We start from the raw sequence: 19205 nt of genomic DNA on the forward strand, positions 1-19205 counted from the left end.
CCCGGGAGCCGACGGGGGTGAAAACGCCGTCGACTCCACCGACGCACCGGCGCCTACTTCAAAGTCCTCACCTACGTCATCTCAACCGCCGCCGTCATCGCGATCCGCACCGGCAGCGAGAACATCACCCTCAAAGAAATCGACGCCGCCACCGCCCAACTCAGCTGAACCGCCTCGGGCCGCTCGGCGGATGCCGGCAGCCAGACGAGCCGGTGCGTTCGTGCAGGGGCCGCACTGTGAACCGCAGCGAGCAAGCACCGCGCCGGTCAGCACGGTGGGGCACTGGCTCACGCCGAAACGCCTTTGTCAGTGGTGGGCTTTACGGTGCTGCCGTGGCTATCAAAGCTTTTGCGTACATGTCGGCATCAGCATGCGGTGACGCATGACAGAGGGAGGGGCGCCATGGCACGCGAGCACTTCCCGTACGCGTGAGCGGGAATCTGGGGTGGGAAGCTTGGACTACGACGAACTGGTCGCGCTGCGCAGGCAGCATTCCGCCTGGAAGCTGCTGCGGGCGGACAACGCGGCGCTGATGCTGAGCTTCTTCAACAAGGTCTTCGTCGAGCATGGCATTCGTTCGATCGCCGGTGTGGAGCTGGCCGACCGTCTGGACGACGAGCTGTTCGCACTCAATGAGCGTATTGGCCAGGGAACGTTCCCGAAGTCCGCGAAGGCGTACCTGGACGACTGGTCGGGGCCGCAGTCGGGCTGGTTACGCAAGTACTACCCGGCGGACTCGGACGAGCCTCACTATGACGCGACGCCGGCGGTGGAGAAGGCAATCGCCTGGATCCGGTCGCTTCAGGTCCGGTCCTTCATCGGTACCGAGTCCCGTCTCAACACCATCTTCGACCTGCTGAGGCAGATGACGTTCGGGGCCGAGACCGATCCCGAGACCCGGCTCGAGGAACTGAAACGACGTCGTCTGGAGATCGACGAAGAGATCGCCCGGGCTGAAGCCGGCGACGTGGACGTGCTCGACAGTTCCGGTCTGCGGGACCGCTACCAGCAGCTGACCACCACCGCACACGACCTGCTCGCCGACTTCCGTGAGGTCGAGGCGAATTTCCGCGACCTGGACCGGGAACTGCGCCGGAAGATCGCCGTGTGGGACGGCAGCAAAGGCGAGCTCTTGGACGAGATCCTGACCAGCCGCGAGAGCATCGCCGAATCGGACCAGGGACGGAGCTTCCAGGCGTTCTACGGCTTCCTGCTCTCCCACCGCCGCCAGGACGAGTTCAAGAAGCTCCTGGCCGAGGTCGAAGCCATGGACGCCATCGGCGAACCCGACCCCCGCATGCGGCGCATCCCCCGGGACTGGCTGGACGCCGCCGAGCGCACCCAGGCGACCGTCCGCCAGCTCTCTGAGCAGCTACGGCGTTTCCTCGACGACCGGGCCTGGTCCGAGGACCGCCGGGTTATGGAACTGATGAGCGGCATCGAGGCCCGCGCGATCGCACTGCGTGATACGCCCGGGATGGACCTGATCGTGGAGATCGACGCCGCTGCCCCGGCCATCACTTTGCCGATGGAACGGCCGCTGTACGCGCCGGTGACCCGGACGCCGATCGACAGTGCCGACATCCGCGTGGGAGATGAGGAGTTCGCGGCCGACGCGCTGTTCGAAGCGGTCTATGTGGACCCGGCCCGGCTCGTCGAGACCGTCCGGCGCGCGCTGGACCTGCAGGCTCAGGTGTCCCTGGCAGACCTCGTGCGCCAGCACCCGCTGGAGCAGGGGCTCGCTGAGCTGGTCGCCTACCTCGCGCTGTCCGGGGACGGCTTCACGGTGGTCTTCGACGACAGCCGCCGCGAAGAGATCACCTGGGCCGGCGCGGACGGCGTCCAGCACGTCGTCCAAACCCCCGTGGCGGCGTTCGCCCGCACCATCTCCGGCGCCACCTGGGCCTCGGGCAAGGAGGAGCAGTCATGACCACGCCTGTGCCACCCACGCCACGGCAGGCCCGCAGCCTCTCCCTGCCGGTCAACCAGCTGCTCAAGGGTCCCCTCTTCCGTGACCAGCATGAGCGGGCCTGGGAAGCGCTGCTCCAGCTGCGCGCCCGCGTCCAGGACTACGTCGACGTCATGGGCCTGACCGTGGTGATCGACGAAGCCGAGGGCTACGCGTTCCTGCGCTCCCAGCCCGAGGACGAGAACGCAGATCCGCGCTTGGCTGCGCCGCGCCTGATGCCCCGCCGATCCCTGTCGTACCCGGTCAGTCTGCTGATCGTGCTGCTGCGCAAGCGGCTCGCGGAATTCGACGCCGGCTCCGGCGAGACCCGGCTGATGATCACCCGCGACGAGATCGTGGAAATGATCCGCATGTTCCTGCCCGCCGTCAGCAACGAGGCACGTCTGGTCGACCAGATCGACACGTACATCGCCAAGGCCGTGGAGCTGCAGTTCCTGCGCCGCGCCAAGCACCAGGAGCAGCTGTACGAGGTGCAGCGGATCATCAAGGCCTATGTCGACGGGCAGTGGCTTGCCGACTTCGATACGAACCTGGCCCGGTACGCGGCCCCCACCACTCCCGAAGGACAACAGTGATCCCCGCTCAGTCCGGCCCGTTCGTCACCGATGCCTCCCCCGATCTCGACCTGGCCGGGTTCCGGCTGGAGCGGCTGGAGGTGTACAACTGGGGCACCTTTCACCAGCGCGTGTGGTCCTTCGGGGTCGGCGGCGCCAACGCCCTGCTGACCGGCGACATCGGCTCGGGAAAGTCCACCCTGGTCGACGCGGTCACCACGTTGTTCATGCCCGCGAACCGCATCGCCTACAACCGGGCCGCCGGCGCGGAGAGCCGCGAACGCAGCCTGCGCTCCTACGTCCTGGGCCACTACAAGTCCGAACGCAACGAGGCCACCGGCACGACCCGTCCGGTCGCCCTGCGCCAGCCAGGCAGCTACTCGGTGATCCTGGGAGTGTTCACCAACCGCGGCTACGACGCGACGGTCACTCTCGCGCAGGTTTTCTGGATGACCGACGGCAACGCCACCCAGCCGGAGCGCCTGTTCCTCACCGCGGACCGGGCCCTGTCCGTCACAGACGACTTCTCCGACTTCGGTACCGACGTCAGGTCCCTCAAGAAGCGGCTGACCGGCAGCGGCGTACGGGTGCACCCGTCGTTTGCCGCCTACAGCAAAGACTTCCGCCGCCGCATGGGCATCGAGTCCGAGCAGGCCCTGGAGCTCTTCCACCAGACGGTGTCCATGAAGTCCGTCGGCAGCCTGGACGACTTCGTCCGCAGCCACATGCTGGAACCCTTCGACGCGGCCTCAATGACCGAGACGATCGTGGCGCACTTCGACGCCCTGACCACCACGCATGAATCGGTGCAGCGCGCACGCGCCCAGATCGACGCCCTCACGCCGCTGCTTCAGGAGTGCGACCAGCACGACAGCCTCGCCAGGAGTATCGACGAGGCCGTCACGCAGCAAAGCGCCCTGCGCTTCTTCTTCGCCCAGCGCAAGTCCGCCCTGCTGGAGGCGGACCGTCTCACGCTGAAGCGTGATCTAAGCCGCCACGAGAACGACCGGGGTGCCGCGAAGGACCGGCTCAAGGATCTTCACCGGCAGCAAAGCCGGTTGGAGCTGCAGCGCGCGGGAATGGGCGGCGCTCGCCTCGGTGAACTGGAGAGGGAGATCGAACGGGAATCGCGCGCCCGCGATGACCGCCAGCGCAGGGCCAGGAACCACGCCGGTCTGCTGGGCCAGGCGGAGCTCAGCCCGGTCAGCAGCACGGAACAGTTCGCCGAACGCCTCCAGGAGATCGCCGCCTGTCAGGAAGCCGCCACCACGGTGCAGCAGGAGACCCGTGAAGCCCTCAACGCACTCGCGGTCGATGCCGACCGCCTGCGCCGGCAGGCGACGGAACTGGGCGAGGAGCTGGTCAGCCTCCGCTCCCGGCGCAGCAACATTCCCAAGAAGCAGCTAGATCTGCGCGCCCGCCTGGGCCGTGAGCTCGGGATCGAGGAGAGCGTGCTGCCGTTCGCCGGCGAACTGATCCAGGTCCGGGCCGACGAGCAGGCATGGGCCGGCGCCGCAGAACGGCTCCTGCGGGGTTTCGCGCTCTCGCTGCTGGTCCCGCACGACCTGTACTCCCCCGTGTCCGAGTGGATCAACACGCACCACCTCGGGGCCCGGCTCGTCTACTTCCGCGTCCCCGAAACAGTCCCGGTGCGGCGCCCGCAGCACACCGAAGCCCCTGTCCTGGCCTCCAAACTGGAAGTCAAGGCAGAGTCCCCGTTCGCCCACTGGCTGGCCGGCGAGCTGGACCGCCGCGCCGGACACGTCTGCGCCGAGACGATGGCGGACTTCAAACGCGCCGACCTGGCGATCACCCCGCAGGGTTTGGTCAAGGGGGCGCGAGGCCGTCACGAGAAGAACGACACCACCCGCATCGACGACCGCAGCTCCTACGTTCTGGGCTGGACCAACCAGCTGAAGATCGACGCCCTCCTCGACCAGGCCCGCCGCACGCAAAGAGAACAAAAAGACCTCAGTAAGAGGAAAGACGGCATCGAAACCGCCCACAACACCAGCATCACCCGCGGCCAGATCCTCGCCCAGCTCGCAACCACCCGCGACTACAGCGAGATCGACTGGGCCTCGGCCGTCAGCCGCATCACCGTGCTGACCGAGGAGAAGCGCCGCCTTGAGGAGTCGTCCGAGGACCTGGACCAGATCACCCGCCGCCTGGAGGCGCTCACGAACGAGATCGCCCAGGCGGAAGACGACCGTGAACAGGCAGGTCTGGCCGTCGGCGGCCTGAACGAGGCCCTCAAGACCGCGACGCGTGAGCACGACGCAGCCCGGGCCCTGCTGGACGACCCGGGCTGCACAGCCGCCCGCGCACACTTTCCCACCATCGAGCAGCGCCTGGCCCAGACACGGCTGGCCTGCCGGACGGTGAGCGAGTGCACCGCCGCGGAAAGCCGCGTGCACGACGAGCTGACCTTGGCCAAAGACCGCTTCAGCACCCAGCAAAACCGCATCGGCCAGGCGATCGCCTCCAAGATGGGCGCCTTCCGCCGCGACTACCCGGTGGAGACAGGCGAACTAGACGACTCGGTCAACTCCGCCCGCGGCTACCGCGAACTGCACCAGCGCCTGGTCGCCGATGATCTGCCCCGCTTCCAGGAGCAGTTCAAGAACTACCTGAAGACAAACGTCATCCGCGACATCGCGGGCTTCCACGCGCAGCTGACCAGCCAGGCCGACCAGATCGGCGAACGCGTCGCCATCATCAACGACTCCCTCGCCGGCATCGACTACAACCCCGGCCGCTACATCACGCTCAAGACCGACCGCACTCCCAACGTCGAGATCCGCGACTTCATCACCGAACTGCGCGCCTGCACGGACGACGCCCTGGCCGACGACCACTCCGACACCTACTCCGAGGAGAAGTTCCACCAGGTCCGCCGTCTCATCGAACGCTTCAAGGGCCGCGAAGGACACACCGAGGCCGACCGTACGTGGACCCGCCGCGTCACGGACGTGCGCTACTGGTTCGTCTTCAGCGCCAGTGAACGACGACGCGAGGACGACACCGAGTACGAGGTCTACTCCGACTCCGGCGGCAAGTCCGGCGGACAGAAGGAGAAACTCGCCTACACCATCCTGGCCGCATCCCTCGCCTACCAGTTCAAACTCGACTGGAACTCGGCCCGCTCCAAGACCTTCCGATTCGTCGTCATCGACGAAGCCTTCGGCCGCGGCTCCGAGGACTCCGCCCGGTTCGCCCTCGACCTCTTCAAACGGCTCGGTCTGCAACTCCTCATCGTCACACCGCTCCAGAAGATCCACGTCATCGAGCCGTACGTGTCCGCCGTCGGCTTCGTCGACAACCCCGACGGTCACGACTCACGCCTGCGGACCCTGACCATCACGCAGTACCGGCAGGAGCGTCTCGCTCACACCCTGTCCGGGCTGCAGGGCGCCGGCACCGGCACCGGCCAGGGGCACTGACATGGTGGCGCCGACCGCCCGCCGGGCATGGACCACACCCGCAGACGTCACGGACCGCCTGCGCAGACGCTGGATGCGCGGTGACTTCCTCACTGCGCTCGCCCAGCAGCACCCCTTCGAACCGCTCGGCATCCCGCTGGGCGGCCCCAAGCCCTCCGAGCTGACCCGCGACTTCGACGCCGTCCGCACCTGGGTCAACACCTGGCACTCCGCCGGGCAGCAGTTCTCGCGCATCGAACACCGGCGAGTCGGAGGCCGCGTCGTCGGCACCAACAACCTCCCTCACCAGGCGTGGATCGACCACCGCGAACAGCTTTGGGACCTCCTCGGCGTCACCGGTGCCGTGCACCGCTTCCAGACGCTGCTGGCCTCCGCCCGGGAGGCCACCCCTGAGCTTGCGGCCTGGATGACCGCCTATCCCATGAAGGTCCTGGACCTCGAAACGGACTGGGAGCGCCTACACCAGACCGTCCGCTGGATCCTGGACTACCAGGGTCCGCCGCTCTATCTACGGCAGATCGACGTACCGGGCGTCGACACCAAGTTCATCGAGTGCCACCGCGCCATCCTGACCACTCTGCTGGAGCACTGCCTACCCGCCGACCGGATCGACACCGATGCGCCGCGCACCAGCTTCACCGCCCGCTTCCGCTTCCGGGGCAAACCCGCCTACGTCAGATTCCGTCTCCTCGACAACACCTCTGTCGCCGGGTTCAGCGAACTGACCGTGCGCGTCGTTGAGTTCATCGCATCCCCGCCCGACATCAGAACCGTCTTCATCGTTGAGAACGAGACCACCTACCTCGCCTTCCCGCCCCAGCCCGCAAGCATGGTGATCCTCGGGGGCGGATACGCCGTCACCCGGCTCGCCGAACTGCAATGGCTCCACGACAAGCGCCTGGTGTACTGGGGCGACCTGGACACCCACGGTTTCGCAATCCTCGACCGACTGCGCCGCCTCTTCCCCCACACGGAGTCGGTCCTGATGGACCGCTCCACCCTGACGGACCACCGGGGCCAGTGGGTGAAGGAGCCCAAGCCCACCCAGGAACACCTGCAGTCACTGACCGGCGAGGAAACCGACCTCTACCAGAGCCTCGTGGACGACGACTTCGGGCACGGCGTACGACTGGAACAAGAACGGATCCGCTTCTCCGCCGTCCAGACAGCACTGGCCAGCCTTCACGACTCGTCATCGCAGCCGCCTCACGACGCAGGGTGGACCCCGCAGAAGTGACGTGAGCCAACACCGTCCTCATGCGGCGACCAGCACCACGACACCGCACCCTGCTGTACATCGATGCCGACAGCTGCGCCCGTCACGACGGCGACAGCGAACGGGCCTGCCGCCCTACGACCGTCGTCCCTGACCATGCTGCCGGCTGGTTATCGCACCGGCCTGACCCACCGCTGGGCCTCGGACCTATACGAGGCGGTCCCCGCCGTCGAGCACCACCACAAGCGTGCCGTAAGGGAGTTGCGTGACGTCCTGGCCCTCTGACTCGGTCTCCGGGCGCGATCTTCCTATCGCTGTATCTGGCGGCCGACGGTCCACAGGTCGCCGGGGGTGCGGATGAATGCGCCATGGGCGAGCATGTCTTGCTTCAACTGCGCGGCGGAGACCGTGTGGCCGCGTCGGGCGAGCGCGTCACGCAGTTCGCCGGACGTCAGGGGCCGGCCGCAGCGCGCAAGGTAGCGGGCGGCCAACTGCTCGCTGGTCGGGTAGGCCGGGGGCTCCACCACCAGAAGCGAGTCACTGAGCGTCTGGTGTTCAGTCATCCCGGCTTCGGCCAGTTCCAGCAACGGCATAGCCGCACCTCCCATCCGCGAGAGACTCCGCCGCCAGTTGTCGCGAGTCAGGTAGCCGCGGTGGTAGCACCACAACAGCAGCCCGCCCACGGCGGCCGTTGCGGCAAGCGGGTTGCGCGCGGCGAGGGCCACCAGGCGGTGGGCGCCCGCGCCGAACAGCCGGAGTACCAGCTCGATGAGTACCAGCCCGTTCGCGGCGGTGGCCTCCAAGCCGGCCAACCGCAGCACATTCTGGGCGACGGGGATCCACTCGATGACGGCGAACCCGAAGCGCTCGAAGACACTGTCTTGGGAGACGATGACGCACGGCCCAAGGAACTCCGCGAGCGCCATTGTGGGTGCGTCGTCCGGGTCGCCTCGGTGCTTCAGCGGCATCTCCCGGTCGACCCGCAAAATGTGACGTGTCCGCCAGGACAGATGATCACGGATTTCGAGGTCGACCACCCGAAGGGCTGGCCAGATCCGCTGATCGAGCACGCGACGTGCCTGACGCTCTGCCACTTCGAAGTGATCAGCCATCTTGGCCAGGTGTTCGTCGACTTCGCCGGGGACGTGCGCGGCGATGTACGGGGTGGCGCGGCCGGTGCTGGCCAGTGCAGTGACCCGGTCCTGGCGTCCGCCGTACTTGGCCAAAGAGCAGGCTTCCACCAGCAGCGCATTGGCGTCGAGTACAGGCAGCAGCATCTGCCGGTCCAGCGCCATGGGGTTGAACGCCGATCCGGAGGGGACCAGCAGTGGCGGTACCGAAGCGGCACGGTCAAGCGTCATGGACCAAGTGTCACCACCACCACTGACAAGCGGGCAGAATTTTCGGTCCGGCACCGGTCCGCTCCAGCAACCAAGCTCATAACCGCATACGTGACCAGGCCCGGTCTGGCCATGGAGGCCGGACCCACTCGCGTATCCCCCTGCTCGGCCCTGTACTCCCGAAGCTGCCGCGAAGTGACAAGTAGCCATCACGGCGGCGGGGATCAATGGGGCAGCCGTTAGAGCCCTAAGCCCGCTCCGGGGCCCGGCGATTCGAAGGTCAGCCAAGTCGGCGTGTGCCTGGGCAACGGCTTCCGAGTACGCCTCCTTCTTCCCGTGCTTGGCAAGCGCCATATCCGCCCCTACGGCGAAGTCCGCCTCGACATTGCCTCGCGCCTAGTCATTGGCGACGGTCGCAGCGGACGCCCCGCGAGCGTCCTTGCCCGTCCCCGACCCGCGAAATGGGCTCGCCCAGGTCGGAGTGCCACTGACAGGATATCCCGGTGAGTACCGCGCCGCTCCTGACCTCCGACAGCTACGGACGACTCGTCGCCGGCCTGCGCGGACGAACCATCGTCGCGGTCGATTACTTCGTGCTGATGGTCGGGGACGAAGGCACCGATCCTGACGAGTGGGACTACGGCGCGTGGCACGAGCCTACGATGGGCGTCGAGCTGACCATGGACGACGGCGGCACCTACTCGGCTGTGTGGGGCAGCACGTTCGACTACTACGGAGTCGAGCTCTACTCGGCGCCTATGCGCGACTCCCTCTCCCGCGTCGGCGAGCCGGGCGGGTCGGCACGCGTCGCGGTCGCGGAGCACCCCCTCTGGTCCGGGGTCGTCTCCACCCCGATCGAGTCGTGCCGCATTCAGTGGTGCGGCGAGGAGCACGGCGCTCCGACTCCGGTGCCGGAAGCCATCCACGTGCGGACCGCCACCGGTCAGGTGTGGATCGCCGCTGGCCGCTCGGCCACTTACGAGCCTGACCGGCCGGGGCCGTTCTACTTGTGCACCGACGATGTGCTCGTCATCTTTGACACGGATGTCGCCGAGCGCGCCGGACTCGGAGTCTGATCAACGGCCTCGAAGACGGGCTCACGGGCCGACAGCCAGCAGCGTCCTGTCAGGCAGATCGCTCGGCACCGTAGTAGCCGTGGCGCATCCGGAACCTCATGGGGTCGGTGCCGTCTGCTTGGATGTGCTCGATCAGCGTTGACCTCAGCGGCTCGGGCAGTTGCTTGCCGTGCGCTCCGGTCCATTCGAGGGACGCGAAGAGTTGGGCCGCGCCGTCGAGGTGGGCCGGGCTCGGCGGGCGGGTGGCGAGCGCGGCGAGGATGAGGTCGGGGTCTTCGGCGAGCAAATGCTGCTGGATCGCCATGTCGTACCACTTCAGGCCGCCGGTGGACTCCCTGGCGGGGATCCCGGCCCAGGCCAGCAGGACGCGGATCCGCTCGATCCCGTCGGGATAGCCATGTTGGACGAGCGTGGCAAGCCGGGCCTTGGCGTCGCGCAGTCGACCCGACCAGGCTTCCAGGTCACGCCCCGGCGGGTCGGACACGTCCATGGCCGCGTCCCGAAGTCCGGCGGGCGCGGCCTGGAGCCAACGCAGCCGACGCCTGTCCTCCTCAGCCTTTTGCACGGCCAGCCCCGCCTGAACCTCCCGAGATCCGGTCAGGCCCCGCTCCGCCAGCCACTCGGTGAGTGCCGGACCGTCCCGCAGATCGGCATCGCAGTCACCGATCCCTCGGATACCGGATTGGTGGTGCAGCGTCCAGCAGGCGATCAGCTCGCCACCTACGCCGTGAACCATGATCGTCGGCCAGCCGCTGCACCGGCACCGGTCGCCGGTACCGCCGTCCACAATGGCCAGCATTCGGGCCAATTCGGTGGTTTCGGCACTGGTCACCACGATCCGCGCCACGTCGGCGGAGTCCGCCTCGTCAGGCGATCCCTCGACGATCACGACGCGGCCGGCACGGTTCAGCACATCCCGCAGTCGAGCCGTTGTTGGAGCGCCCTCATCCATGCCCACTGTTCCCTCGTACACCACGTCCGCGAGATTACCGGCGCCGCTCCGGCTGCCTCTGGACGGGTGATCTTGACCGCTTGCCAGGGGATCAACGTGTGGTCGGCGAGGCCTTGCCGGCCGCCTCGGGAACGTAGCCGCAGAACTCCGGGGCGCACTCGGCCCTGTGGTCCCGGCCCCAGAGGTAGGCGTCGCGCTCGGTGGACCGGGCGCGGTGAGCAAGGCGAAGTTGCTGCCGCCGGGATAGCGTCGAAGGCAGCGCCGTGAAGGTCTCCGGAAGTACGGCGACGATGCCGTTGACCTGCTCTCCGTCGCGCATCCGCAGCAGCGCGGTGCACTGCCACCAGCCAATCTCGCCATCGCCGATCGGGGTGCCGGGCCAGTAGTACGACGCCGGGTCCGGCAGCAGGTAATGGACGCCGTCGGGATCCAGGTGGGCTCGGAGCCACGGTCCTCCTCCGCCCAGGCCGAGTCGGAGCCGTCGTGCCTCGTCGTACAGCGCGCAGACCGTTTCGGTGTCGAGGGACTTGAGGACGTTCGCCTCTGCGGGCAGCGGCTGGCGTCCGACGGGGGTCCTGACGGGCCAGCGCCCGAGCAGGAATCCGGCCCACTGCCGCGGTGTCATCGGGGACGGCCCCTTACGGCGCTCCGGCAGGGGCGGGGGCGGCGTCCAGGTTCGTCCCTCTTGCTCTATGTGACGCAGTATCCACGCCTGCCCCTTCGGACCAGCGGTGCTCCAGACCCCAGTCATCGGTCGTGCGGTCGTCGCCTGCTCCCATCTCCCAGAGCCCACGCCCAGGCGGGACGGCATGGCGGGGCGCGGACGCGCGACACCCGGCAGATCGTGGCCCAGGTTGGCCAGGAACCTGATTCGTTCCAGTGTCTCTTCGGGGCTGTCCCCCGACTCGAGCCGTGCGCTCCCGGCCAGATGACGGATCTCGATGAAGGCCCTGGCCGCCAGGAGCGCGGCTACGTCGCGGTCGACTTCGGACTCGCGGCGTCTCATGCCGCTCCTCCCGTACCGTGGCTGGCGCGTTCGAGGACGCGGTAGACGGTAGCGCGACCCACGGAGAACACCTCCATCAGTTCGGCGATGGTGTACTCGCCGGTGGCGTGCATGCGGACGAGTTCGGCCTGCTGGCGTGCTGACAGCTTGGGCTGGCGGCCCTTTGAGTTTGCCGCGGGTGCGGGCAACGGCCATGCCCTCGCGGGTGCGCATCCTCAGCAGGTCAGCCTCGAACTCGGCGAAGACGGCCAGCATGTTGAAGAATATCTTGGACATCGGGTCGGCCGGGTCGTAGACGCTGCCACCCGGGGGGAGCGGACGCCGCGGGCGACGAGGGTGTCGCCGATGCCACGGGCATCGGGGACGGAGCGCGCGAGCCGGTCGAGCTTGGGCCACAGGCGTGATCCGCCAGGCCGATCCCTGACCAGCACAAACCTAGTAGCGTGTCGTTGCTTAATCCTGGGTTATTTGGTTGGGATGGTGGTGTCCGGCAGATGTTCCTTCCCTTCTGCCGGACGGGAGTTGGTGTGATGGGTTCGCAGAAGAAGAGGCCGGTGGTGCTGACCGCGGCCGATCGTGAAGTGCTGGGTCGGGTGACCACGACGGGGGTCCATCCGGCCTCGGTGATCAGGCGGGCGCGGGTGCTGCTCGCGCTGGACACCTCTGCTGGTGAGATCGACTCCCAGGATGCGATCGCTGCCCGGGTCGGGGTCTCGGTCGAGACGCTGCGGCTGGTGGCCAAGCGGTTCGCCGAGAGCGGTGGTGACGTCGAGGCGACGATCCAGCGGAAACCGCGGGATCTCCCGCCGGTGCCCTCGCCGGTGACTGGTGAAGTCGAGGCCCGGCTGATCGCCCTGGCGTGCTCCCAGCCTCCTGCAGGCCGTGCCCGGTGGTCGCTGCGGCTGCTGGAGAAGCACGTCGCCCTGGTCGAGGGCATCCCCGATCTGGACCACTCAACCATCGGGCGGATCTTAAAAAAACGAGGCTGCGTCCTCATCTGAGGAAGTGCTGGACCATCCCACCACGAGCAAACCCGCAGTTCGCGGCCCGGATGGAAGACGTGCTGGCCGTCTATGCCCGACCTTATGACCCGGCCCGCCCAGTGGTGTGCATGGACGAGAAGCCCTACCAACTCCTCGCCCATGCCCGCGACCCGCTCCCGGCCCGCCCCGGCCGCGACGCCCGCCAGGACAGCGAGTACATCCGCTGCGGCACGTGCTCGATCTTTGTGTGGGTTGAACCCCTGCGCGGGTGGCGCCGAGTAGACGCCCAGCCTCGTCGCACCCGGATCGACTGGGCCGGCCAGGTCAAGCGATTACTGACCGAGGACTACCCCGACGCCGAGACCGTGGTCCTGGTCATGGACAACCTCAACACCCACGACATCGCCTCACTGTACGAAGCATTCGAACCAGCCGAGGCCTTCGCCCTGGCCCAACGCCTCGAGATCCACCACACCCCCAAACACGGGTCATGGCTCAACATCGCCGAGATCGAACTCTCCGCACTGACCCGGCAATGCCTCGACCACCGCATCGCGGACCTCGACACCCTCAACACCGAACTCTCAGCCTGGCAGAACACCACCAACACCGACCAACGTCAGGTCAACTGGCAGTTCACCACCCACGACGCACGCACCAAACTCCGCCACCTATACCCCACACATTAGCTGCGACAGTCTACTAGCTACCTGGACCACGCAGCGATATCAAAATCCTGCGCCGGTCACTACATTCCGAGACGATCACTAAACCTGCAGCTCAGAGCCTCTCCAAATCCCAAAGCTCCCCGGAGACCCCAGCTCAGAGCCGCACCACACCACAGCAAAAGATCCTGAAACGATCACTAGATCCCCAGGCCATCGCATCATCCACCCGGTGATCGTTAGCAGATTTGTCAGACTTCGGCACCATCACCATCCCCAAGCCCGACCCCGACCTCGCAGCCAAACTCGTGGACCGTGCGGCTTCATCATGAGCGCCTGCGCCTTCAGAGCAGTGGCAGGAGGCCGCTCGCCTCCGGAGCCCGCCTGTGGTGAGCGGCGGGCCGGGCTCGCGGATCACCCGGGACGCCTTCCACCGCCGGGAGGCCTGCAAGGAAGCGGCCGAAGACGGGCGTTGGGCAAAGCGCATGGTCTGTCCGGCGGGTTCAGCCGCGAAGCCAGCCGAACAGTCCGTTGCCACGCCGCTCTCGTTCCCACTGCGCTTCCGCCTCGGCCCGTTCCCGGTCAAGGCGCTCACGCTGGCTGCGGCAGGACGGGCACTCGGCTCCGGGCGCCAAGGCGTCGCCCTGCCCGTCGTCGTAGTCGTCCGGATGGACGTCGGTGCCGCAGGACGGGCATGGCCACATTTCTGCCCGGCGGCGGCGCTGTTCTTCCTTGCGTCGCTGCCTGCGGGCCTCCTTGGCTGCGGCGCGGGCTTGTTCGGCAGCCTGCCGGGCGGCACGCCGCTGCTCGTCACGCTGCCGGTAGGCGCGGTGGTCGTCGGGGTTGGCCAGGGCGGCGATCAGCGCCTCGCGGATGTCGTGGCCAAAGCGCCGCCACACCGGGCCGTGCGGGCCGCCGGCGGCCAACTGGTCCAAGGTGGTAGTAAGCACGGGCACCGTGAAGTCGTAGGTGCGCCAGCCGTCTGGCGTGCCCGAAGCGTCGGTGTAGGGGCCGGTGTACCAGGTGCCCTGCCAGTACGGGGCCGAGAGGCGGGCCACTTCGCTGATGCGGTGCTGCAGCACCTGGGGGCTGACCCGTCTGGTGAAGACGATCGCCACCGGCGGGTAGCCCCCACGGCCGGAGTCGTCCCATCGTGTCGACCACAGCGGGACGTCGTCCCCTACGCGGTGGCCGTTCAGGCTGCGCTGGAAGAAGCGGTGATAGCGGGCGATCTTCCCCGCCAGCACAGCTGCCGGTTCGGTGTGATTGTCGACCTCCACGAACAGCACCGGCAGCTGGTCCTGCGGTGCAGTCAGCACCGCATCGGCCCGCAGACTGCCCCTGCCGGGCGTGGTGAAGGTTCCGGTGACCGGGAGGATCACTTCCGTCGTCCAGCCGCGCAGGGTGCCCAGGCCGCGAGGCCGGGCGGATACCGGCCGTGGCCCCGGCTGGACTGCAGGGGCGGGCTGGGTGCCGGCGGCAGGCCCGGCGCTTTGGGCGGGGGTTTCCGTTGGGGCGGGCCCGGGGCTTACGGGCCTGGCTTCGTCAGCACGGCGAGGGCTGCGGCGGGGGATGGGGTGGGTGGGTTGCGGCGGTGACTGACAGAACGCGTCGATGGTGTCGGTCACCTTCAGCGCGTGCGCGGCACCGGCCTTCGCCGCCTCCCGCGCCGTGCCGCCCATCTCCTTCGGCAGGCGGCCGAGTTCGCTGGCGGCCGCCGCCAGCCCCGCCGTAGTCAGGTTCCACACCTGCTCCGCCACCGGCCTGCCCGACCGGCCGGGCCGGTTGGCCGAGCCCACCGACTCCACCAGCCCTGCCGCCTTCAGGTCCTTGCATGCATTGCGGACCGTCTGCACATCCGCCGTCCCCGGCAGCACCAGCTGTCGCAGCTGCCCGGCCGTGGCGACCTTCACCACGCCCAGCGCCAGCAGCACCAAGCCCCGCACCCGGGCCGTCGACCCGTACGGCCACCGCCTGCTCCCCGTCACCCCACACCCGCCTCCCCCGCCGCCGCTCCATATCCCAACCGGCCCCCCGGGGGGCCGCACCGGCTCCCCGGCTGCGGGGCGCGGCCGGCGGCCGCGCACGCACACCCCCGGGGGCTGGGCGGGCACCCCGGGCCCCACCGCAAGCCCGACCACGACCACTCCACCACCCACCACTGACACACAAGCGCGGGAGTAAAGGGCTGTCGGCACCACCGCCACCCACGCACATGCCCGCTGAACTGCACGAATGCAATACCGGGCACGGGAGGTCACCGTAGGGGACCGCATAGGGGACACCGTAGGGAGCGCTACAGGGGCCACAGAGCTCCGGCACACCGCCCGGACACCACCCGGGCTCCCTCAACCGCGGCAAGCCCACGGGGCGGCGACACAGCAACGCCGGCCTTGAGGGTGCCGGCCCTGCTGTCGCGCGGGCGTGTGTCGGGCGTTCCTGCCGTGCGCGTGCGCCGATAGCGGCATGCCCTGCTCTACGGTCGGCCAGTGCTGGTTGCTTACCGCTTCACCAGATGGGCGGGGTCGATGTCCAGGGGGAACGGCTCTGTCACTGCCGTGGTCTGGCCGGCCTGGACCAGCCGGTCGCTGTAGGCGCCGTGCTCCAGGTGCCCGAGGTACAGCCGCGGAGCGGGCTCCAGTTCCAGGCGCCAGTAGTGCTCGATACCCGCTGCCGCATACAGAGCGGGCTTCATCTTCCGGTCCGCGACGCGGGTGGAGGGAGAGGCGATCTCCACGACGGCGATGACGTCCTGGGCATGCACGGTCACACCGGACAGGTCCACGCCCTCGTCCACGACGGCCAGGTCCGGGATCATCAGGCCGTCCGGTACGAGAACGTTGATGGCGTCGAAGACCAGCACCGGCGCTTTCGCGGTCTCAGCGGCCTGTTCCAGCAGCACGTGAAGGCGGTGGGAGGCCCACTGATGCGCAAGGCCTGGCGCGGGGCTCATCATCAGCGCGCCCCCGACCAGCTCGATCCGGTTCCGCGGGTCCTCGGGCAGGGCCAGGACATCGTCCACGGTCCACGGCCCGTAATGGTCAGCGGCGGCAACGCTCACGCTCCCCTTCACCTCCTCGGCTTGCTGTGCCCCCAGTGTGGCCCAGCACGAAGGCAGCGGTCGAGCCGCACGCGCGCAGGGAGCCCGGGCGGCTGAGCCGGGCAGGAGGCTCATGGGGCCGCCTGGCGAGCCGCTTGGTAGGCGTCCCACAACGGCCGCACGACCGTGCACTCGCGGGCGCCCCCATCCCGGCAGGTGGGGCATGAGGTGGCATGGTCCAGCCACGACCGGTACGCCGCCTGGACCGCCTGGTTCACCCGGGTCACACGGACCCGGACCACAGCACCGGGCCCCGAGCCGGTGTCCAGCCAGCGCTCGGTGAAGCCGGGCTCCCCCATGACCAGCCCCCTCCACCTCGCCGGGCCCCGCAGCCGGGCTGCCACAACGACAGACCATCGTTTGTTCAATCAACTGTAGCACTCTGGTATCGATACGTCTCGCAACGTATCTCAAACTGCCGCGTCATCTGGACATCTCTAGCGTCTTGACCATGGAGTTTGGTCCTGACGATGAGATCGACGCCGACGGCCCGGTAACCCCCTACCGGCAACTGGCCGGGATCCTCACGGCCCGCATCGCCCGCGGCGACTGGGAACCCAACCGCGCCATCCCCTCCGAGCAACGCCTGGTACAGGAGTACGGACTCGCCCGCTCCACCGTGCGCCGCGCCATCGCCGTCCTGGCAGCCGACGGACTGGTCTTCACCGTGCCCCAACGCGGCACCTTCGTCACCCCACCGCAATAACCACAGCGAAAAGCCCCCGGCCGGCTCTACGCCCTCACCGAGCCGATGCCCGCAAGCCCATGGCTCCGTCATGAGGTGGCGGACCCCAACGTGAGGCGCCCGAAGAACTGCAGCCATGAGCCACACCCACCCGGTCGCAAGGCGCGGTCTCGCTCCATGGTGAGCCGGGGCGGTCGGCGGCCCACCGGGCACTGGTTTGCGCACTGTGGACGCGAAGGACCCTCTGGCTACGTACAGTTGCTGTTGCTCTTCTGGCATTGACTGAGGGGGACCCGTGAGCTCTTCAACCGCAGAACCGCCGCACGTACCGGCGCTGCCGTTCTGGGTGTCGCAGGACGATCGGGACGGGGAGCTCGAGGACGAGGGCGACTCCATGGGGCTGTTCGGCGACGGGGATGCCCAGGTGCGGCTGAGGAGTGTACCTCTGGGGCCCCTGCGCAAGAATCTTGCAGAGGCCGTAGACGCGTTGCAGCAGGTGTTCAGCGAGGCCGCCGCGCGAGGTGGGCCACTGCCGTTGCGGGAGGCGCACCTGTCCTTTCAGGTGACCGCGAGCGGTGGTGTGCAGTTCATCGGCAGCGCACAGATCCAGCGCGGCCATGGCATCACGCTGGTGTTCAAGCAGTGACCGGTGTGTGATGGCACGTCATAGAGCTCTGCTCATCGGAGCGAGCGCCTACGAGATGCGCGGTGTCCCACCGCTGCCCTTCGTCCCTGGTGACCTCGCCCGCCTTGGTTCGGTGCTCGAGGACCGTGGCTTTGACGTTCTGGTCGTGGCCGGGCGTGAAGACGGCAAGCAAGTGTCACGGAACTTCGTGGACGGCCAGGTGGCGGGCTTCCTCAGACGCGCCGGCAGGGACGACACGCTGCTCATCCTGCTCAGTGGGCACGGCGTGCACGCCGCCGGGCGTGACTTCCTCGTCCCAGAAGACATTCACGAGGACACACATCCCTTCGAATCCGGGTGCGTGGCGATCGACTGGCGCGCACACCTCGACCAGACGCCCGCGGGTCGCATTGTCTTTCTGATCGACGCCTGCCGGGAGGGGATCGAGCAGGAGTCGATGGGCGTCGCGAGCGTCCGGCAGTGGGGCCGTCAGAAAGTCAGCGCGGCGCTGCGCCGCAAGGTGGCATACGTCTACGCATGCTCGGCAGGGCAGTTTGCGCTGTTCGTGCGCTCGCGGGACAAGCTCGTCGACGCTGTGGCCGATGTGCGCTCTGGCGAGTCGTTCAGCATCTTCTCGCGGTCGGTGTCGGACGTGATCGCCGCTCACACTGGTGCCGTCTCGCTCGGCATTGAGGAATTCCAACGCTCCGTCCAGGACCGGATCACGGAACTGCACCGGGCATACCGGAAAGCCGGGCAGCCCCAGGCCCTGCGGATCGTGACCGACATCCCGACCGACGACTTCTCCTTCCTGCCGCCACCAAGAGCGGCGACCATGCGGTCGGGCCGTTCCCCGGAACCGTCCGCTGTCGATTCGGACGCCGATGCGACGCCCGACATGAGCACCGCGATGGCCGCCCTGTCAGGCACGCCCCGATCCGCGCCTATTGCCCGCCGGTTCCGGCCGACAGGGCGGGCGCTGTCCGCGCTGGCCACCCTCGGCGTCCTCGGCGTCACGGCCTGGGCAATCGCCACCCACCACGGCAACACCGACGATCGTGGCGGGGCACCAGACAAGACGGGATCGAGCACCTCAGCCACTCCTGGCTCCTCCAGCCCAAAGACCTCGCGTGCGACCGGCAAGGGAAGCGATAGTGGTAAGGGACTGCCCCTCGGAACGTCTCTTCCCGCCTGCACTGCGAATGCTGTGGAGCTGACTGTACGCAGCCCCCACGACGCCTACACGCGCACCGAGCGCCCCACCGTGGAGATAACAGCGAAGAACTCCTCGGACAGTTCCTGCAAGGTCGACTTTGCACCGCAAACGGCGGTAGTGACCATCACGCCGGCCGACCGCGGCGTCCCCTACTGGTCTTCGGCCGACTGCCCCAAGACCGCCGGAAGTTATTTGCTCCAAGTTCCCGCCCACGGCATCACTACCTACACCGTGCATTGGAACCGCAAACCGAGCTCTCCCACGTGCACGACGCCTCCCGTGGGCACGGCGGAGCCGGGAACCTACCTGGTCGAACTGACGGCATCTCGATTCGGGAAAGCATAGACGTCATTTGTCCTGACGGCGGACTGAGGC

17 protein-coding genes and 1 pseudogene are annotated in these 19205 nt (G+C 68.0%); 11 read left to right on the forward strand and 7 right to left on the reverse strand.

The window, feature by feature from the left end; translation table 11 throughout:
* The first annotated feature begins 454 nt into the window (after positions 1–454).
* The 5 genes from OIE69_RS00390 to OIE69_RS00410 all read left to right on the forward strand — a co-directional run bounded on the left by OIE69_RS00390 (position 455) and on the right by OIE69_RS00410 (position 7467).
* Positions 455–1930, forward strand: coding sequence for a DUF3375 domain-containing protein (locus OIE69_RS00390; RefSeq protein ID WP_326569930.1), 1476 nt, complete (start codon positions 455–457; stop codon positions 1928–1930).
* Positions 1927–2544 carry a DUF4194 domain-containing protein gene (locus tag OIE69_RS00395; protein WP_326569931.1) on the forward strand — a complete coding sequence of 206 codons (618 nt, stop codon included), beginning with the start codon at positions 1927–1929 and terminating at the stop codon, positions 2542–2544. The genes OIE69_RS00390 and OIE69_RS00395 overlap by 4 nt, the downstream gene beginning before the upstream one ends.
* Complete coding sequence (locus OIE69_RS00400; RefSeq protein ID WP_326569932.1) at positions 2541–5966, forward strand: ATP-binding protein; 3426 nt, start codon at positions 2541–2543, stop codon at positions 5964–5966. The genes OIE69_RS00395 and OIE69_RS00400 overlap by 4 nt, the downstream gene beginning before the upstream one ends.
* Position 5967: 1 nt before the next feature.
* Positions 5968–7203, forward strand: a complete 1236-nt coding sequence (locus tag OIE69_RS00405; RefSeq protein WP_326569933.1) for a Wadjet anti-phage system protein JetD domain-containing protein — start codon at positions 5968–5970, stop codon at positions 7201–7203.
* Positions 7204–7338: 135 nt separating this feature from the next.
* Positions 7339–7467: a hypothetical protein gene (locus OIE69_RS00410; protein ID WP_326569934.1), complete on the forward strand. Its 129-nt coding sequence runs from the start codon at positions 7339–7341 to the stop codon at positions 7465–7467.
* Between the two features lie 23 nt (positions 7468–7490).
* On the opposite strand, the gene OIE69_RS00415 is transcribed toward OIE69_RS00410, so the two are convergent.
* Entirely contained in the window at positions 7491–8543 is a 1053-nt protein-coding gene (locus OIE69_RS00415; RefSeq protein WP_326569935.1) for a PIN domain-containing protein, read from the reverse strand.
* Positions 8544–9025: 482 nt separating this feature from the next.
* Between OIE69_RS00415 and OIE69_RS00420 the strand changes: the two genes are divergently transcribed.
* Positions 9026–9598 (forward strand): hypothetical protein, encoded by a 573-nt coding sequence (locus OIE69_RS00420; RefSeq protein WP_326569936.1) that lies wholly within the window; start codon positions 9026–9028, stop codon positions 9596–9598.
* Positions 9599–9647: 49 nt separating this feature from the next.
* Here the strand turns inward: OIE69_RS00420 and OIE69_RS00425 are convergent, their stop codons facing one another.
* The 4 genes and pseudogenes from OIE69_RS00425 to OIE69_RS00440 form a co-directional block, all read right to left on the reverse strand.
* Positions 9648–10574 carry a hypothetical protein gene (locus OIE69_RS00425; RefSeq protein ID WP_326569937.1) on the reverse strand — a complete coding sequence of 309 codons (927 nt, stop codon included), beginning with the start codon at positions 10572–10574 and terminating at the stop codon, positions 9648–9650.
* Positions 10575–10641: 67 nt separating this feature from the next.
* Positions 10642–11175 (reverse strand): hypothetical protein, encoded by a 534-nt coding sequence (locus OIE69_RS00430; RefSeq protein ID WP_326581577.1) that lies wholly within the window; start codon positions 11173–11175, stop codon positions 10642–10644.
* 377 nt (positions 11176–11552) lie between these two features.
* Positions 11553–11744: a helix-turn-helix domain-containing protein gene (locus OIE69_RS00435; RefSeq protein ID WP_326580871.1), complete on the reverse strand. Its 192-nt coding sequence runs from the start codon at positions 11742–11744 to the stop codon at positions 11553–11555.
* A 40-nt stretch (positions 11745–11784) separates the two neighbouring features.
* Positions 11785–11832, reverse strand: a pseudogene (locus OIE69_RS00440) (hypothetical protein); the annotation flags it as partial.
* Between the two features lie 254 nt (positions 11833–12086).
* On the opposite strand from OIE69_RS00440, the gene OIE69_RS00445 reads away from it, so the two are divergent.
* Positions 12087–12557 carry a helix-turn-helix domain-containing protein gene (locus OIE69_RS00445; protein WP_326569938.1) on the forward strand — a complete coding sequence of 157 codons (471 nt, stop codon included), beginning with the start codon at positions 12087–12089 and terminating at the stop codon, positions 12555–12557.
* Positions 12446–13228: an IS630 family transposase gene (locus OIE69_RS00450; RefSeq protein ID WP_326569939.1), complete on the forward strand. Its 783-nt coding sequence runs from the start codon at positions 12446–12448 to the stop codon at positions 13226–13228. The genes OIE69_RS00445 and OIE69_RS00450 overlap by 112 nt, the downstream gene beginning before the upstream one ends.
* Positions 13229–13707: 479 nt before the next feature.
* Here OIE69_RS00450 and OIE69_RS00455 read toward each other — a convergent pair whose 3' ends face one another.
* Together OIE69_RS00455 and OIE69_RS00460 are read right to left on the reverse strand one after the other, a co-directional pair.
* Positions 13708–15192: a replication-relaxation family protein gene (locus OIE69_RS00455; RefSeq protein ID WP_326569940.1), complete on the reverse strand. Its 1485-nt coding sequence runs from the start codon at positions 15190–15192 to the stop codon at positions 13708–13710.
* Positions 15193–15704: 512 nt separating this feature from the next.
* The gene (locus OIE69_RS00460; protein WP_326569941.1) at positions 15705–16265 is read right to left on the reverse strand and encodes a Uma2 family endonuclease; all 561 of its coding nucleotides are present in this window, start codon (positions 16263–16265) and stop codon (positions 15705–15707) included.
* A gap of 490 nt (positions 16266–16755) precedes the next feature.
* On the opposite strand from OIE69_RS00460, the gene OIE69_RS00465 reads away from it, so the two are divergent.
* The 3 genes from OIE69_RS00465 (at position 16756) to OIE69_RS00475 (ending at position 19175) form a co-directional block, all read left to right on the forward strand.
* Positions 16756–17010 carry a winged helix-turn-helix domain-containing protein gene (locus OIE69_RS00465; RefSeq protein WP_326569942.1) on the forward strand — a complete coding sequence of 85 codons (255 nt, stop codon included), beginning with the start codon at positions 16756–16758 and terminating at the stop codon, positions 17008–17010.
* A gap of 274 nt (positions 17011–17284) precedes the next feature.
* Positions 17285–17635, forward strand: a complete 351-nt coding sequence (locus tag OIE69_RS00470) for a Pepco domain-containing protein (RefSeq protein ID WP_326569943.1) — start codon at positions 17285–17287, stop codon at positions 17633–17635.
* 10 nt (positions 17636–17645) lie between these two features.
* Positions 17646–19175 carry a caspase family protein gene (locus OIE69_RS00475; RefSeq protein WP_326569944.1) on the forward strand — a complete coding sequence of 510 codons (1530 nt, stop codon included), beginning with the start codon at positions 17646–17648 and terminating at the stop codon, positions 19173–19175.
* Positions 19176–19205 lie beyond the last annotated feature (30 nt).

Source organism: Actinacidiphila glaucinigra (genome assembly GCF_035918135.1).
Lineage (GTDB): Bacteria > Actinomycetota > Actinomycetes > Streptomycetales > Streptomycetaceae > Actinacidiphila > Actinacidiphila glaucinigra.